A 16,637-nucleotide genomic window follows, 5' to 3' on the forward strand; every position below is an offset into this window, starting at 1 on the left:
TGGCGGCGGTCATCCCGAACGCGGTACCGCCAGCGCGGACGCCTCTGCGAGCGCCGGGAATCCCTCGGACTCCTCCGCTCCGGCGACTGCGACGTCACCGTCCACCGGTTCGGCCCACCCGTCGGGGACCGTGTCGACGATGCAAGTGGGGATGTACAGCGGCCCTTTCGGCTATGAGGTGTATCGAAACGCCACCGGTGCCTACCCCGGCGTAGAGACCACCTATCTGAACGCTGACGAGGTCACCACTCCGGACGTCGCCCAACATGAGGCCGAGATCGATCACGGGATCAGCCCCGTCATCACCCTCGCCTACAAGAATGGCCCGTTCACCCGCGCCGAGATCGCCGAGTGGGACACTCCAGTGCGGCGGTACTTCAAGACCTTTGTCTCTGGCCTGCGAACGCTCAGCAAGTACGCCGCCGCGCGCCACAACGGCACCCGGGTCTACTTCGCCGACGAGCACGAGGCGCAGATCAAGATCAACCAACACAAGTACGTCTTCGCGGGATACGGCGCGGCCGCGGTGCCAACGACCGAGGAGTCGGCGGCCGCCTGGAATCGAGTGATGGGGTACGTCGCGAAGGCCGCACCCCAGGTTGTCCGGGTCTACTGGTTCGGAGGGACCGGGGCCAATGAGGACTCATTCAGCTCACTGCTCGATCCGTCCCTGATCCAGATGGCCACCATCGACCCCTATCGGTGGCGCCATGACGCCTCCTCCGACACGCCTGAGGACCTCTGGTCCGGAACTGTCGACCGCTTGGAGGCGCAGCCTTGGATGCGCGACTCGCATGGAGACCTCAAGCCGTGGGGCGTCACCGAGTGGGGCACCGACGCGTCTTTCGGAGACACGTCGAACACGATCTTCGTGACGCAGGCGATGCAGTTCTTCCGAGCTCGCGGCGCCGCCTTCGCGGTGTACTTCAACCGGGTGGACGGCAACGACCTGACCAACGACTTCATGATCACCGACGGACGTCAGCCCTCGACGTTGGCGGCGTTCCGGGCGGCTGCCGACTGATCGACCGCCGCCCGGATCGCCGGGGGAGCGCTGGCGAGGTCAGCCGGTGGTGGTGACCTCTGCCTGCAGGTCGAACGCCGCGTCCCGAGTGGCTCGGTAGTTCAGATGCGTCTCAGCCGCGATGACGTTCGTCCCGTTCACCAGCAGCCCCACCGGGACGTCGACCGTGAACGGATTCGCCTGGGCGGTCGTCTCGTTGCGCGCCGAGGCCGCGTAGCTCTTTGCCGTGATGGTGCCGTCACGCATGTTCGATCGGGTCACCTCGGTGCCGTTGACGTAGACCACGACGCCGTCGTTGGCCAGGCCGGTGAGAGTCAGCTTCACCACCGAGGACGCCTGGGGGATCGTGACGTTCTTGACGAAGTACGCCGCCAACGGCCTGTCCGAGGTACTGGAGAAGGTGTCGATGTCGGTCGTCACGTCGCTCGCGTTGAACCCGAGGATCGCTGCGCCCTGGTTCCAGCTGGAGACATCGGCGCCGAGGGTGTTCCAGTCCGACGGAGCGCCGTCCGCGTCGTACTTCCACCGCCACTGTGAGCCGTACGGGACGAGGGTGGTGGTCGTCTCCGTCGCTGGTGTCACCGAGACGGTCCTGGTGGTGGTGTCGGTCGCGCCGTCGTCGTCCGTCACGGTGAGCGTGATCGTCTTGGAGCCGGCCGTGCTGTAGGTGTGCGACGACGTGCTCCCCGAGCTCGCCGTCGAACCGTCGCCCCAGTCCCACGAGTAGGACGCGATCGTGCCGTCAGCGTCGCTCGATGCCGAGGCATCGACCTGGACGTTCCCTCCCGAGACTGAGGTGGTGAACGACGCGGTCGGCGCCTGATTGACCGGGACGCTCTTCTCCCCGACGCCCGCAGCGAAGAGCGCCGCCACTTGCGCCGCACTGAGCTGATAGTTCCACATCGCGGGCTCATCCACGCTGCCGTTGAAGTACTCGCTGGCCGGCCACTGGTGGTTGTAGTAGTTGACCCCGAAGACCATCTGGATGGCGGACACGTCGGCGTACCCGCTACGCAGATAACTGCTGCTCATCCCGGCCACGCTGGTCGTGGTGGAGGTGGTCCCCTGGAGCTGGCCATCGACATAGAGGCTCAGGCTGCCGGCGCCGTCGTAGGTGCCGACGGCGTAATGCCACGTGCCGTCGTTCCATATCGGTCCCTGGTTCCGGAACTTGATCACCGACGGGCCGAACGGCCCTCCTCTGGAGGTCCCCTTGACCAGGAAGACCAGGCCGCCGTTGTTGTCCATGGCGATGGTTCGGTCGGTGTTGCCGTCGCCGGTAGCCGAATCGGTCTGAGCGAGGAGGACGCCGCCGTAGATCGAGGTGGTCTTGAACCAGACGCCCTCGGAGAACGCTCCCGGCGCCGACAGCGCACTCGACGAGGCCAGGTAACCGGTGGAGCCGTTCAACTTGGCCGCCTGGTCGCCGTTCATCGGCCCGGAGCTGTCAGCGGTGACTCCACCCTGCTCGGTGCCCGTCTGTCCGTTGCCCGAGCTGTCCGCCAGCGTGGCGCCGGAGTCGTCGAGCCGCCACCACAGCGATGGCGAGGTGCCCGACATCGTCGAGCTGTACGTCGGGGGCGCGGAGCTTGCCACCGTGCCGGACACCGCCGTCGAGCGTGAACTCGTGTGCACACCGTCGCTCGCCGTCACCCGATAGGAGTGGCTGGAGCCCGCAGCCAGGCCGGTGTCGTCATAGCGAAGGACGGGTCTGCTCCATGGGTAGGACTCCGCGGTCAGCGTCGCGATCGCGGTGCTGCCGCCATCCCGGTAGATGCGGTACGTCAACGTGCCGCTGTCGGCGTCCTCCACCGTCGGAACCTCCACCGTCAACGTGTTGGCAGCAGTCGGCTGAACGGTGATCGCCAGATTCGCACCGATGATCGAGGTGGCTCCGGAGAAGGGGTCGGAGTTGTAGGAGACTCCCGGTGTCTTCGGAGTCGCTTGATTGCCGTCCGACGAGAATCGGGCCAACCCCTGCTGTGCGTCGCCGTTGACCTTCGTGAAGTCGCCGCCCACGAAGATCTGCGAGCCATCGGTGGCCAGCACGTGAGGCCCGACCCCACCGGTACCGGCCGCATTGGTCTGCGGCGTCCAGTGCACGAACGAGCCGTCGGCGACGTTCTGTCCCGCGAGGTAGTGGTGCATGAAGTTCTCCCTGGCGGTGCCGCCGACGAAGCCACCCCGGGCGTCACCGAGGTTGAACGCGCAGTCATGCATGTGGGAGCCCTTGTAGAGAATCCCGTTGACCACGGCAAGGCCCTGTCCGGCGCCCAGGCAGGACGAGTTCCACACCATCTCACCGGTGGTGAAGTTCGCCCGATAGGTGCCCTCGTAGCAGCCCGGCGGGTCGCCCTCGGCGGTCACATAGGCGCTGTCGCCGTCGAGCACGATCGCACGCACTCGTCCAGAGCAATTCAGGTTGATGGACTGGTCGTCGTTCGCCGGCCAGCTCTGGACGGCACCGGTCGCCGGGTCCAGCGAGGCCATCCCACCGGTCGTCACGCCGTTGACCTCCTCGAAGCCGCCGCCAACCAGCAGCCGCTGGTTGTCCGGCGTGACCACCATCGACAGCGCTCGCGCACTCGGGTTGGCGGTGAACTGCGAGGCCGCCGGCGCCACCAACGTGGCGCTGAAGGCGGTGTCGACGCTGCCGGCCGTCGACGAACCCACCGCGCCGACCGAGGCGATGTAGTTGCTGGTGGTGCTGCCGACCTTCGTGAACTCACCGGAGAGATAGACCCGGGAGGAGGTGACCGCCAACGCCGAGACCATCTTGTTGGCCTTGGGGTCGAAGCTGAGCAGCGCCCCTGTGGAGGTCGAGAACGCCGCGACATGTCCCCGCGAACTGCCGTTGACGGTGGAGAAGGAGCCGGCCACGTAGACGGTGCCGCCATCGGGCGAGACCTTGATGTCGTAGACGCGCCCGTTGAGGGTCGGGGCGAACGAAGTGATCAGCGCTCCAGTGGAGGCATCGAACGCAGCCAGATAGGTCCGCGACACAGCGCTGGACGAGGAGGACGAGGTCCCCGGCGGCCGCACGGCGGTGAACTGGCCACCGGCGTAGAGCACCCCGTTGGCGACCGCGAGCGCGTCGACCGGGTTGTTGGTCTGCCACATCGATGACGCGACACCACTGATGCTCTGATCATTGGTGGCCGCGTTCGCGGGAGCAGGGCTCCAAGTCACCGCGGCCAAGAGAGCGATGAGCATGGCGGCGACCGCGCCAAGTGCGGTACGACGTCGAACTGCTGCAGTCATTGTCGCGACTCCTCCTGCCGCGACAGGGTCCGTCCGGATCGGCCTGCGTTGGTGCGGCGTATAGAACGAAGTTCCCACCGGTGACGCCACCGCGCATCGCACCCCGGGTTGAGTTCCCCTGTTTGGGGGTTTCAAGCAAAGGCTTCACCCCCTCATAAGGGTCGCAACACGTAGGCTCAGCCCCATGCGAGGGGGACGGGTCTTGGCCAGCCGCACCCGCCGTGGCCTGAAGCTCTCGACGGCAGCGCTCGCAGGATTGATGCTGGCGGGCTGTGGTCTGGGGAAGACCGAGGAGCCGCCTACCGCGACCGAGCCGGTCACCCCCTCGCCCACGGCAGAGCCGAGCAAAGGCCAGGCTGTGCTCATCGGTGTGCGCGACGGTGCGCCGGTGCAACTCGGCGATGGCGACGTGAAGGTCTCCGTCCTTACCCTCGATGGTGGCGGTCTGGAACGCGCCAAGACACCCGACGGCACGGCAGGCTTCACGTTCCCCCAGTACATGGGCACCGGCGCCTATCCGCGCGCGGTGATCATGGTCCGCAACGCCGGCGACGACGACGCGCTGAATCCGGGAGAGCGCGCGTTCACGTGGGGTGCTGACTTCAAGGTCGCGGCGAAGTCCGCTGGCCGCACCGAGGACAATGGCGACAACCTCATCCAGCGAGGTCTTTACAGCCAGTCCTCGGAATACAAGGCCGAGCTGGACCTCGATCGCCCTGCCTGCGTGGTGCACGGCGACGAGGGACTGGTCACCATTCGCGGTGATGCCGTGGAGCCCGGCACCTGGTACCACATGGAGTGCCACCGCGATGGCTACGAACTGACCGTCACCTCCTGGCCGCTCGACCAGCCAGCCCTGAAGTCGAGTCGGTCCGACTACGGACCGACCGGCGACGTCACTCCCGCCCATGCCGACGTGCCACTCACCATCGGCGGCAAGATCACGTCCAACGACACGATCTACAGGTCGTCCACCGACCAGTTCAACGGTGACGTCGCATCGCCGTTCTTGCGCATCGGGCGCGAGGACACCGACTGAGCCGACTGAGCCGACTGAGCCGACTGAGCTGGGAAACCAGTTCCGATGACGCGCGATGGCCCGTCCCAGGGACGGGCCATCGCATCAGAGCACCTCTTACTGGGTCTCGGTGACCTCAGCGCTGAGATCGAAACTGGCGTCAGCCGTCGCCCGGTAGTTCAGGTGAGTCTCCGCCGTGATGACGTTCGTGCCGTCGACCAGCAGGCTGGTCGGCACGTCGACGACGAGCGGGGAGGCGATCGCGACCGCCGCCCGGCGTGCGCTCGAGGCGTAGGTCTTCTCGGTGACGGTGCCACTCGGCATGTTCGACCGGCCGACCTCGGTGCCGTTGACGTAGACCACGACGCCGTCGTCACCTCGAGTCGTGAGCTCCAGCTCGGTCACCTTGCTGGCGTCGTCGATGGTGAAGCTCTTGCGGAAGTACGCCGCCAGCGGCCGGTCACTGGTGGAGCTGAAGGTGTCGATATCGGTGCCAAGGCTGGTCGTCCCGAAGCCGAGCGGCGCAGCACCGGTGCTCCACGAGGAGTCATCGAAACCGTTCGTCGTCCACCCGGTCGGCGGGGCACCCGAGACATACCGCCAGGCCCAATCGCTACCCGCCGCGACAGCTGTCGTGGTGACCGGCGGTGCCGCCACGGTGACATCATCGGTGGTCGACGCGGTGGCGCCGTCGTCATCGGTGACGGTCAGGGTGACCGTATAGGTGCCCGCCGCGTCGTAGGTGTGACTGGTCAACTGACCTCGACCGGTGGCGCCGTCGCCGAAGTCCCAGGCGTAGCTGGCGACGGTGCCGTCATCGTCACTGGATTCCGACGCGTCGAACTGTGCGACAAGGTCATTGGTCGTGCTGGTGAAACTGGCCACCGGTGCAGCATTGTCGTCGTTCGAGACCGAGGCTGCCGCGTAGAGGGCCGAGACCTGGTCGGCAGTGAGCGCCGTGCCGAAGACAGCCGCTTCGTCGAGCGAGCCGGTCAGGTTGCCGGTGGAGGCTCCTGACCAGACGTTGTCTCCGCCAACTCGCCAGTAGCCGATGAAGCTCTGCGCGCTGCCGTTGGAGTTGGTCCCCACGAGGCTCCCGTCAACGTAGAGCTTCATGCCGTCGCTCGGAGAGAGGGTGGCCACCGCCTGGTGCCAGGCGCCGTCGTTGTACGCCGCAGTGCTGGTCACGGTGTTCTCCACGCCGGTGTAGGCGCCGAACACGAGCGTCCCGTCGTTGCGGAGATAGAGGTGCCGGTCATAGGAGCTGGACGATCCAGTAGCCGAACTGCTGTATCCCAACAGCCGCCCGCCCTGGGTCGAGGTCGTCTTGAACCAGATCGCCAGTGAGAACGTCGTCGGTGCCGCGCTCAGCTTCGGCGAAGTGACGAACCCGGTCGTTCCGGACAGGCTGATCGCCGAGTCGGTGGAATTGGCGAGTGCACCCGTGACGCCCTGGGTGACGGTGCCGACGTAGGTACCGTCGCGACCCGCCGGACCCGCGTCTGCGGCAACGGTCCCCGAGGACTCGCCGAGGCGGTAGTAGTAGTTCGGCGACAGCCCATAGGCGGCCTTACCGTACGCATCCGTGGGGGACGGATTCGCCGGATCGGTCACGGTCACGACCTGAGAGGTCGTCCTGGTGGCTCCCGATGAGTCCGTCACGGTGAGCGAGACGATGTAGCTCCCCGCGGCGGTGTAGCTGTGATCCGCGGTGACGCCACGCGCGCCGGTCCCGTCGCCGAAGTCCCACAGATAGCCGCTGATCGTGCCGTCAGCGGCACTCGACGCGCTGGCGTCGAGGCTCGCCTCGGAATAGGAGGTCGTGCTCGTGAACGACGCCGTCGGCGGGGTGCTGGCACCGTCCACCGAGAGCACCGAGGTCGTCGCGGAGTAGTTGCCGGCCTTGTCGACGGCGCGGACGAAGAAGCGGTCGGACCCACCCGTCGGCACCGTGATCGAGGTGGTGTTGCCGGCGGTCGAGGCGATCGGCCGGTCGTCACGCAGGATCTCGTAACGCACACCACCGCCCGCGTCGGTGGAGCCGGTCCACGACAGCGTCACCGTCGACGAGCTCGAGCTGTCCACGGTCAGATCGGTGGGCGCGGTGGGCGCGGTCGAGTCGTTTGCGGCGAACCTCACGAACCCACCGGCGAACGCCGCCGCCTTCGTGGAGGTCTTCGCCGAGACCACATCGCCGCCGGCCCACAGGACTCCGTTGCTGTCGGTCGTGATCGCCCAGATGCCGGTCCCCTGCCGCATTTCGAGATCCGGGGTGAACTGTGGAAGACGCGCGCCGGTGTCCGGGTCCCAGGCACCCAGCCAGTGCAACGCGTCGACGGAAGTCCAACTCGTTCCATAGCTCGGCCACGCGTAGGCGTCGTGGTAGGCGTAGTCGTCACAGTGACACCCGGCGAAGACCGCAGTCGACGTGTGCGCGATCGCCTGGACATCACCATGCGGGTTGGCGATGTCGCCCATGGTGCGGCTCAAGGTCGAGGAGTCGAACTGGAACAGCGAGTGCTCCGACCCACCAACCCACACCTTGTCACCCACCGCGTCGATCGAGCGCTGGTAGTCGTTGCTGCTGCTCCACGACGGCGTCCACGAGATCGGCGTCGCACCGGCGTCGGTGGAGACCGCTGCCGCACGTCGGGCAGCGACGCCCTGGACGGTGGTGAAGTAGCCGGCCGCATAGGCCCGGGTGCCGTCCGGGGAGATGGCGACATCGTTGACGGTGCCGTTGAAATTGGGCTTCCAGCCGCTGTCCGGGGTGCCATCGGTCACCGACACCCGGGCCAGCCCGCGGGAATAGATGAAGGCGTTGGGTCGAGTGCCCCCGGCGAAGTGGGTCACCGCCCCACCGATGTAGAGGTACCCATCCGCCACCGTCAGGGTGTTGATCCGGAAGGTGTCGGCGGAGAGTCGGTCCTGCACTGTGACGTTCCACGAGCTGTCGGTCGCCCCCGTCGTCGGGTCGAGCGCAACGATCCCGGTGGCGGCCGCACCGTTGGCCTCGGTGAATTGACCCGCGGCCACCACGTCACCGTTCGGCAACGTCGCCAGGTCATGTACCTGCTCGTTGAGCACCGGATGGAAGTCCGGGAGGTACTCCCCGGTGTCCACGTCGAAGGCGGCGAGGAACGGCTGTTCGACCTGGTCGGTGCCGTCGGCGTCCTTCTGGACATATTCGAAGTTGCCGCCGACGTACATCGTCGAACCGGACTGGGTGAAGGCCTGAACCTCGACGTTGCCCTCGGTGCTGGTGTCGCCCGCGCGCCCGGAGACGCCCCACGGCGAGTCCAGTGCGGTCGAGTTGGGCAGGCTCGTCTGGCTGTAGCCGGAGAGACCAGAGTCGGGGATGGAGGTGAATCCAGCGTCACCGGAGAGCACCTTCGGGCGCACGAAGACCTGCGTCACGGGCAGTGCGCCTCCGCTGTTCGTCGAGGACCACAGATAGGTGGTGTCACTGTCAGTCCCGGTGACCCCCGACCCGAACGCGAACCCGCGGTGATAGCCGTTGCTCTTCGCCGGCGTGTTGTTGTCGATGTCGTACTGAGTCCCGGTCCCGAACGAGGCCATGGTGCCGCCTGTCCCGGTGTCCGACCCGAAGGACCAGCTGCTGATCGGGTAGGTAGCACCCAGAGCCCAGTTCCACTGTCCGAACTTGCTGAACTTGATCCGAGCCTCCTGCCAGGAGCTGCCGTCCGCACTCGTCGCTCGACGCAGACGCACCCCATCGTCAAGGCTGTCCACGCGCGCCGAGCCGAGCAACTCCTGGACCGTCGTGCTCGGCAGTTGCACCGTCGAGTTCACCGGGATGGTGTCGGGGGTCAGCAACGACGAGGCGCTGTTCTTGCCGTCGTAGTTGGTCACCCACCCCTCACGTCCTTGGCCGATGAGCACCCAGCCACCACCGTCGGTGGTCATGTCGCAGTAGAACTGCTCCGGCTCCGACATCTGGGGGGTCAGTAGCCAGTACGCGCCGTCGGTCGACGACGGGATCTTCTGCTTGATCTCCCAACACGAGCCCGCGGCGGTCGCCGCGGTGCTACCGATCGCATCGGTCGTTGCCGCCTGGGCGCTCGACACCGTTCCTGTCATCGCAGGAACGGTGGTGAGTGCGGCAGCGATCATCACACCGGCAACGGCGCGCGCGACGAGCTTCACGAGGACTCCCCCGACCTTCTGAATCTTGCTGAATCATGCGGACTTGATCGACCAGGCCCGAGCCCGACACGACGCTAATGACGCCGGACCATCCCGGAGCCGGCATCTGCCTCGGCTTCCCCAATCTGAGGGACGCTCGGACCAGGCCAGGAGTGAGCACGGACCCGCACCCTCGTGGCTCACCGACCCAGGCCCTCAGAGCGCGCTTCGCGCTGGCCTCCCCCTCGGTCACCAAAAGTAAAAAGAGGAGATTTTGCCATAAATCCTCGCCAGAAGGTGAAAACCAGTAGTTTTTACCCTATGTGGTGGATCACATACCTCTCCTGTCTCAAGAGATCGCTGCCGATCTGTGTAGCCACACCCATCCCACTGGTGGCGTGACTCACGCCACAGGCCTTTTCCCTCGATGAACACCTGTCACAGCCGTCACAAGCACCGCCGAACTTGAGTTTCCGGTCGCCCCGAAGCCGTCGTTAGCGTCATTTGCCGTTCCAGTCGATGAGGCCTGGACCAGTTCCGATCAGACCGGTCGGAACATGCCAACCAGGGAGCTCCATGACTGACCGCACGAACGCGTTCGATGCACGTCCGATCCACCGGCAACGTTCGCACCGTCCCATCCGGCGCAGGACCGCCATCACTTCCGCTGCAGCTCTCTTCGCTGCTGCTGCAACCGGGCTGATCGCCTCCGAATCCACCAGCCCCGCGACCGGTGCCACCGCCGGCATCAAGTACCGGCGCGCCAGTCACGGCGCCAACAACATCGACCTGTCGACCACGAGTTCACAGACCGGAACGGCGTCCGACGGCGCGTATGGCGGAACCTCCGGCTGGGCATTGAGCAAGACCGTCGACCTGACCGAGCAGCCCTCCGGCACCACGTACACGACCGGGGTACGCACGAACACCGACCAGTCGTACAACCGCAAGGCACAGGCGACCTGGGGCTCCGACGGGCTCACGGTCACGGCCGAGCGGAGCGGCGGCACCATCTACTCCGCCGACGTGATGCTCCGCGGGGTGAACATCCCGTCGGTCGCCGCCATCGAGATGGACATCGACATGCAGGGCACCGGTGCCGGCCTCGGTCACGCCGTGTGGTTCCGCCCCTTGACCGGGTCCTCGGGCGAGATGGACCTGCTGGAGTACGTCGGGTCCAACGCCGGCAAGGGGATCTCCGGCGGCGCCGGGACGTACGAGGCCAAGTCGACGCTGATCCGCACCGGCAGCTCGCCCTACAACCAAGGCTCGAAGGCATTCGGCATCGCGCCGAGGTCGAACGGCAGCTACGACGGTATCCGGCGCTATCGCTACGAGTTCACCTCGTCGTCGGTCTCCCTGTGGGTCGATGGCAGCCTTGCCGGCTCGATCACGAAGGCACAGTTCGAGAAGCAGAACAGCTCGGGCTCATGGTCACAGTTCACTGCCGGCACCCACTGGTACCCCCGGGTGACTCTGCAGGTGAACAACGGCACCAGCGCCAAGCTCTGGGGCACCGTGCCGGACTCGTGGAAGAGCTCGAGCATCAACGTCTCGGCGATGCGGATCTACACCAAGGCCTGACGGCGGTCGTCACCGGTCAGTCAGATGTACGGAGCCAGTCCGGGCTGAGATCCCAATGCTTCAGGACCGCCCCAAGACGATCGCGGTCCTCGGCATAGTAGTCGGTCAGCGCCTGCCTGGTCGGTGCCGACAGCGCCGGCGGCCGCCCCTCGTCGAAGTGGCTCAGCACCAACCGGTCCAGGCCGACGAGCGAGGCGTTGTAGAGCCATCCCCATGGTGTCATCCGACGCGGGTAGCGCCGGTCCAACGACTCCGTGTAGGTGAACCGAGTTCGGTTCTTCGTGCGAAGCATCCGAAGCCGGAACGGCGAGTAGACACCGGTGTTCGAGGCCCGGACCGACCGCGGCGGCAGCTCGAAGTCGGGATCGACCCCGACGAACGCGAAGGCGCGGCGCAGCGAGTCCTGCGGATGCTTGATCAGCTCCTGCTGGTCGAAGACGAGGAGGCGGTCGCGCGAGAAGTGGCCGAGGTAGCGCTCCAGGTGCTCGCCGTAGCGCCCGTACGCCAACACCTCCGGGGCCCTCGGGTAGCGCCGGTCCCACTCCCCCGCCAGCAGGTGCGCCATGGCCTCGTCGATCGGCGCCAACGGCACGAAGCCGTGGCGGACGAAGTGGTAGTAGCTCGAGACCGCCCGGGCCACCGGCTCACGAAGCACCACCAGGAGCTTGGCGTCGGGCAGATGCGCCCGGAGCCGGGCTGGGATCTCGGGCCGGCCAAGGTAGTCGGGACGCTTGATCCCGCGCACCGCCTCGCCAACCGGACGCACATAGAGACTCGGCAGCGCCTCGACGGCACCGTCGCCGTAGAACGGCTCCTCGAACGCGCGCACCTCGCCTTCGGGAATCTCGACATCGGGGTGTTGACTGAGCTGATCCTGCAGGAAGGTCGAGGCCGACTTCTGGGCGCCGATCACCACGAACGAGGGCATGGGTCCCGCCGCGGACGGCTCATGCCGGGTCGTCCCGTCGCGGGTCTCGTCCATCACGCTGCCGGCCACCTCCGATTCCATCTTTCTACCCCTATCGGTCATCTCGTCGCTCCATATCGCAGACAATGGCGTGGGCCCGGCCGTCGGCAGGGCCCAGGAAGGGCCGTCCGACATGAAGGGGACTGACGCGTTGCACGCCGTCGATCACGTCATCGAGCAGCTGTGGCAGCCGGCGCTCACCGCATCCAGCGACCTGCGGGTAGTGATCGACCCGGCGCCCGACCCCGCATGGCGAACGGTCGAGTCCTACTGGCTGATCCCGCGGGCCGAGTCGGCGCGCCTGCTCGTCCCGACCGAGCCACGCGCCGCCACCCGCCGCGCGCTCACGAACTATCGCCGACTGCGGACCCGACGTACCAATCTCGCTCGGGCAGCGCTCGGCGCCGCGGCGACCGCAGGGCTCCCGCTCTCGCGCTCCCGAGTCGCGGTTCAGGCACGAGCCGCGGCGCCCGCCGATGTCGTCATGCAGTTGCCGATCTCGCTGCTCAGCACCCAGCTCGGGTTCGACGTCGTCGCCTCGACAGGCGTGCGGACCAGTGACAACCGCAAGACGATGCTCCATCTCGTCGACCGCTCCGGTACGCCGGCGGGATATGCCAAGGTCGGCTGGAATCCCCCCAGCGACGAGCTGGTGGCGACCGAGGGCGAGGCGCTCGCCGAGCTCGGTGGTCGGACCGGACCGATGCGTGCGCCAGCACTGCTCGCGCGCATCGACTATCACGGCCATCCGATCACCGTCACCGCCCCGTTGCCGTTCGACGTCAGGGGCTCTTCGGACGAGCCCACGGCACAGGAGCTCTTCGGGCTCCTCCCGGTCGTCCGACACGCCCCGATCGCACACAGCGCCCAGCTCGCGGCGACGATGGACCGGCTGCGGATCGCGGCCGGCGTGGACCATGTCGCCGAGCTCGGCGAACGAGCACTCACGCTTGCCCTTCGGGTGAGCGAGTATCCCCGTTCCGTGCCGATCACCTCGTGGTGGCATGGCGACCTGGCCCCCTGGAACACGGCCCGGGATGGTTCCGGCCAGCTGTGGGTGTGGGATTGGGAGAACGCCGAGCGTGACGCAGTCGCCGGACTCGACGCGCTGCACTGGACCTTCTCTTCGCTGCGGCTGACGGCGACCGACCTCGAACGGCTCTCCCTCACCGAGGCGCTGGCCCGCGCCGCCATGTATCTGACCGCATGCGGACTGGACCCCACCGATCAGGCGATGGTCGCCGCGCATTACGGCGTGGTGACCGTCGAGCGAGCATGCACGCTCGCCTGCCACGCGGGGACCTGGGCCGAGTCGCTCATCTCGCCGGCCGGTCTCGCGCGCCTGCTCGATCAGGTGGAGGCGTTGCTCGGATGGCCTCACGACCACGGCTCCATCCCGATCACGACCAGATGAGAGGTCGACCGAGATAGGACTCCAACTCGGCGTTCGGTTGCCGGTAGAACTCGCTGAGCTCCGCACGCACGGAGTCCGGCATCGGGGCCCGTGCGCTGGCGTTGAAGGTCTTCTTCGTCGGCAGATCGATCCGGGGCAGGCCCAGGAAGTCGCACGCCGTGTCGAAGACCGACTGCACGTCGGCGTACATGTCCTCGCTACGGATCACGAGGAGCTGCTCCCGCGGGAAGCTCCGCGTCCAGTTCAGCAGCTGCGGCAGGTAGACACCTCGCTCACGGTAGGGGTACCAGTCGAAGGCGTCACTGTGGAAGGTCGGTTCCTGGCGCATCCTGGCCTCGGCCGCCGCCGTGCGCCGGTGCTCGGAGGCCAGCGCATCGACGAAGCTCAGCGGCTCGACCCCGTTCTGAATGCGCTCCTGGTAGTGCGACCAGGCACGCTCCACCGGGTCACGGACCAGGGCGATCGCCTTGACCTGGGGCACGACGGAGGCCACCCGCTCCGCGACTCGTCTGTCCCACATGTAGTACGGCGACGCCTCGCCGCTCACCGGCGCGTATCCCAGCCGGTCCGCAACCCGGGCGCGATGACCGTCGGTGTGGAAGTGCGAGCGATACCAGGCCTCGCCCAGATGAAGGTTCTTGAAGAAGTAGTCGGTGCTCTTGCGGCCGCGCACCTGCGGGAAGAGCCCGAGCACGCCGGGGTGCATGAGCAGATAGTTGAACAGCGAGGTGGTGCCACCCCGCTTCGTGCCGATCACCAGGAAATCCGGCAGACCCCGCTGTGCGGCGGTCGCCAGTCCCCACCGGCGGGTGGTCCAGTTGGCAAGGTCCAGCGCGGTCCGCGGCGTCCTCTCCTTGAGCGCTCCCAGCTGCGGCATGGTGTGCGGGAACGGCCGCGCCGCTCCCTGCTCCCTTCGAACTCGTGGTGGACATGGTGTCGTGCTGGTGGATCGCAGACGCTGAGCGCGTCACCAACGTCCACGGAAGACGGCCACTCGTCTGGCTTTCACCTTGTCGACCTTGGTGAACTCTCCGCCGACGGCGACCCCGCGCCTGTTGACCGCGATCGCCCGCACTCCCCAGAAGTCGTTGAACCGGGGCTGGAACGCGCGACGCACGGTGCCGGTGCGCAGGTTGATCGCGATCAGCTTCAGCTTGTGGTTGGCGTGAAAACCGCCGTGGAAGCCGCCGTAGACGGTGTTGCCGAAGATGTCGACGGCCTGGCCGTCCCCACTGAGCCGGACTCGCCAGGCACGAACGCCGGTGGCGGTGTTCCAGGCCGCGATGCTGTTCCCGGCCGCGGCCCGCGGACGCCCGCCGACCGCAGCCGCCACCCGGCGGCCGTTGCCGCTGAGATCGATGGAGAGCACCGGACCCGAGGACTGGCGGAAGACCACACCCCGTACGGCGCCGGTGGCCGCGTTGAGCGCGCCGAGGGCGACTCGGCGCTTGCCGTCCAGCTTGGTGAAGGCTCCTCCGACGTAGAGCGTGCGACCGTTGGGTCGGGCGGCGAGCGCCCACACGGTCCGGTTCGCCCGGGCGGTGAATCTGGTCAGTACGGCGCCCGTGTCGACGCGGGCCGCGACCAGGTGTGACGAGGTGATCGACCCGGCCGCGGTGAAGTCACCGCCGGCGTAGACCCCGGTCTTGGTCACCGCCAGCGCCCGCACGGTGTTGTTGACGTCCAACTGGAACCCGGTCCGTACGGCACCGCTCCGAGTGGAGAGCTTCGCGACCCGTTCCCGGGCGGTCCCGTTGACGGACTCGAACTTCCCGCCGACCCAGACGGCGCCGCGAGCGACGACGAGCGCGTGCACGGCCCCGTCGGTGTTGGCCACCCAGCCCCGCAGCGGCCGACCGGTCGAGAGCGAGAAGGCCGCCAGATTGTGGCGGGCGAGCTTCGTCCCGTTGCGGCCGATCGCCGCGCTGAAGGAACCGCCCACGTAGAGCGTGTTCCCTTTGACCGCCACGGCGTAGACCGGACCATTGACTCCCCAGCCGACCCTGAGCTTCGCCACGCTGGCCGTGCGTGCCTCCGCCGGGGCCGAGAGTCCGGCCACTACCCCCACCATGAGCGCCAGTGCCACCAGCACCGGTCCGATCCGAAGCGCCCCCATGCGCCTTGCCGTCACTGCTAGTTCGCCTCCTTGGCTTCCGAGGTTGCCGGCCACGTCGGCCAGACGTCCTCCGCGATCTCACATGTTCCGCGGATGTGTGCGGCGCTCGAGGCACCGAAGACGACCGACTCGATCGCCGGCGACTCCGCGACCCATTCGAGCGCTTCGCGTGGCGAGAGGGCGCCCGATGCGAAGACCGACATCGCGATGGCACGGAACCGCCGCTCGGCCAGCGCCGCGCGATAGTCGTCGGCGCCACCGCACATCCGGAACTCCAGCTTGTTCATGTTGCTGCACACGATCGGGTTCTCGATGCCGACCTCGTCAAGGGCGTCGAGCAGGCGGACCAGGTTCATCGTGATGAAGCCCGGCTCGGCGCCGTACTTCTCCTTCACGTGGCGAGCGAAGACGGCGAAGGCCTCATGGAACCCGAGGCCAAGGAGCAGGTCGACCACCACGTTCTGCAGGAAGACGACCGGCGTCGAGACGCCGGAGAACATGCTCATCTCGGCGTCGACCAGCATCGCGACCATCGCCTCGACATCCTTGCGGGCGACCGCGCGCCCTCCCTTGAACGCGGTGGCGATCAGCCCCTCATCGGGCAGGAAACGTCGCAGCGCGCCGATCATCCCGTAGTCGGTGACCGCGTTGGCGTACTTGTGCGCGTAGGGCATACACGGGAAGAACTGGAAGCCGGCGTAGCGCTCGGGCTCGGCCCGCACCCTGGCGACGACCTCGGCGATGCGCTCGTGGGTCGTGCACATGAATGTGCGCACTCCCGCGTCGTAGGCGATGTCGAGCACTTCCATGATCGCGTCGGTGGTCTGGAAGCGCATCGCCTGGGCGCGGGCCTTCTCCTCGGACATGTGATTCACGCCGAAGAACTGGTTGTCGCCGAAGAGCAGGCGATCCAACACCACCGGCTCCGAACCGGTCGCGTTGTCGGCGTGGTGGGCGGCGATGGTCATCGGGCACCTCCGAGATGTGCGAAGAGAGTCGAGAGAAGACGCCGGCCACGGCCTGCCGCCCGGCGTACGCCGGCCAGCGACCGCTCCGCCACCGCGCCGACCCGGACCATCGCGCTGACCCGGCCCCGGCCGCCGGTCC

General features: G+C 67.2%; 10 protein-coding genes. 4 read left to right on the forward strand and 6 right to left on the reverse strand.

All coding sequences use genetic code 11. The features are described 5' to 3' along the window. The first annotated feature begins 139 nt into the window (after positions 1–139). On the forward strand, positions 140–1,024 hold the full coding sequence (locus tag QM638_RS05130; protein ID WP_415140865.1) for a hypothetical protein: 885 nt from the start codon (positions 140–142) through the stop codon (positions 1,022–1,024). Between the two features lie 39 nt (positions 1,025–1,063). On the opposite strand, the gene QM638_RS05135 is transcribed toward QM638_RS05130, so the two are convergent. Then, positions 1,064–4,144, reverse strand: a complete 3,081-nt coding sequence (locus QM638_RS05135) for a PKD domain-containing protein (RefSeq protein WP_415140866.1) — start codon at positions 4,142–4,144, stop codon at positions 1,064–1,066. A 343-nt stretch (positions 4,145–4,487) separates the two neighbouring features. Here QM638_RS05135 and QM638_RS05140 point away from each other — a divergent pair, with 343 nt between their 5' ends. After that, positions 4,488–5,324, forward strand: coding sequence for a hypothetical protein (locus QM638_RS05140; protein WP_415140867.1), 837 nt, complete (start codon positions 4,488–4,490; stop codon positions 5,322–5,324). A gap of 96 nt (positions 5,325–5,420) precedes the next feature. Here the strand turns inward: QM638_RS05140 and QM638_RS05145 are convergent, their stop codons facing one another. Next, positions 5,421–9,404, reverse strand: coding sequence for a PKD domain-containing protein (locus QM638_RS05145; protein WP_415140868.1), 3,984 nt, complete (start codon positions 9,402–9,404; stop codon positions 5,421–5,423). 621 nt (positions 9,405–10,025) lie between these two features. On the opposite strand from QM638_RS05145, the gene QM638_RS05150 reads away from it, so the two are divergent. Further along, positions 10,026–11,033, forward strand: a complete 1,008-nt coding sequence (locus QM638_RS05150; protein ID WP_415140869.1) for a hypothetical protein — start codon at positions 10,026–10,028, stop codon at positions 11,031–11,033. Between the two features lie 16 nt (positions 11,034–11,049). On the opposite strand, the gene QM638_RS05155 is transcribed toward QM638_RS05150, so the two are convergent. Then, positions 11,050–12,042, reverse strand: coding sequence for a sulfotransferase family protein (locus QM638_RS05155; RefSeq protein ID WP_415140870.1), 993 nt, complete (start codon positions 12,040–12,042; stop codon positions 11,050–11,052). A gap of 91 nt (positions 12,043–12,133) precedes the next feature. On the opposite strand from QM638_RS05155, the gene QM638_RS05160 reads away from it, so the two are divergent. Further along, positions 12,134–13,414 carry a hypothetical protein gene (locus QM638_RS05160; protein ID WP_415140871.1) on the forward strand — a complete coding sequence of 427 codons (1,281 nt, stop codon included), beginning with the start codon at positions 12,134–12,136 and terminating at the stop codon, positions 13,412–13,414. Here QM638_RS05160 and QM638_RS05165 read toward each other — a convergent pair. The 3 genes from QM638_RS05165 to QM638_RS05175 form a co-directional block, all read right to left on the reverse strand. Next, a complete protein-coding gene (locus tag QM638_RS05165; protein WP_415140872.1) occupies positions 13,401–14,291 on the reverse strand; it encodes a sulfotransferase domain-containing protein in 891 nt (296 codons plus the stop codon). The two genes, QM638_RS05160 and QM638_RS05165, sit on opposite strands and share 14 nt — an antisense overlap. 90 nt (positions 14,292–14,381) lie before the next feature. Further along, on the reverse strand, positions 14,382–15,545 hold the full coding sequence (locus QM638_RS05170) for a hypothetical protein (protein WP_415140873.1): 1,164 nt from the start codon (positions 15,543–15,545) through the stop codon (positions 14,382–14,384). Positions 15,546–15,547: 2 nt separating this feature from the next. Beyond that, complete coding sequence (locus tag QM638_RS05175; RefSeq protein WP_415140874.1) at positions 15,548–16,498, reverse strand: hypothetical protein; 951 nt, start codon at positions 16,496–16,498, stop codon at positions 15,548–15,550. Positions 16,499–16,637: the final 139 nt, after the last annotated feature.

The organism is Nocardioides sp. (assembly GCF_047606145.1).
Lineage (GTDB): Bacteria > Actinomycetota > Actinomycetes > Propionibacteriales > Nocardioidaceae > Nocardioides.